The organism is Pseudomonas sp. B16(2017) (assembly GCF_002113205.1).
GTDB lineage: Bacteria > Pseudomonadota > Gammaproteobacteria > Pseudomonadales > Pseudomonadaceae > Aquipseudomonas > Aquipseudomonas pharyngis.
The window spans coordinates 1-723 of sequence record NZ_NEKA01000037.1 but is presented as its reverse complement, the minus strand read 5'-3'; the positions used below and the strand labels follow the sequence as shown (position 1 = coordinate 723).

The following is a 723-nucleotide window of genomic DNA, read 5'->3' as shown; positions in this document are numbered from 1 at the left end:
CAGCCAGCAGCTGGTCTTGTCGTCGGCCTGGCCGTCGCGGTCCCAGTGGAACTGGACTTTCACGCGGCCGTATTCGTCGCAGTGGATTTCTTCGCCTTTCGGGCCGGTGACCACGGCGCTCTGGCTGCCGAGGATGCGCGGTTTCGGGTGGCGCAGGGGCGGGCGGTTCGGCACGTCCCACGGGGTGGCCTGGAAGCGGTTGCGGTAACCCTGATGGAAATCGTCTTTGAGCGCGGTGGTGTCGCTGGTGACCGACTCTTCCAGCACCTGCGGCTGCTTGCCTTCGTGCAGGACTTCGGTGAGCAGCCACAGGTCATTCCACTTGGCCTTCGGGTGTTCTTTGAGTGCGAGGAAATGGCCGCTGACCAGCAACGGCTGGTCGCTCTTGCCTTCGGCGAGCTGGAAGTCGCTGCGGTGGCGTTCGAGGGCGCGTTTGGCCAGGTGCTTGCCGCGCTCGCGGTCGATGAAACGGCCGGGGTAGTCGTAGTCCTCGAGGTCGGGCAGGGCGTCGCCGCGGTTTTCGCTTTCCAGCGTCAGGCGTGGTTTTTCAAAGTCGTAGTCGCGGCGGGTGGTGCGGCTGGTACGGGTTTCCAGGCGCAGGTCGAAGCGTTTGATCACCGGGTCGCTGGCGACCATGCCGGAGTCCTGCTGATAGGCCACCGGCGCCAGTTTCTTGAACACCGTCTGGTCATCGCCGAACACCAGTTTGTGGCCCGTGGCGCT

At 64.9% G+C, this 723-nt stretch carries 1 protein-coding gene; it reads right to left on the bottom strand.

The annotated features are described in order from the left end of the window. Positions 1-723: type VI secretion system tip protein TssI/VgrG (gene tssI / locus CAG25_RS28115; protein ID WP_143493017.1), on the bottom strand; the 723-nt coding region annotated here is incomplete at both ends.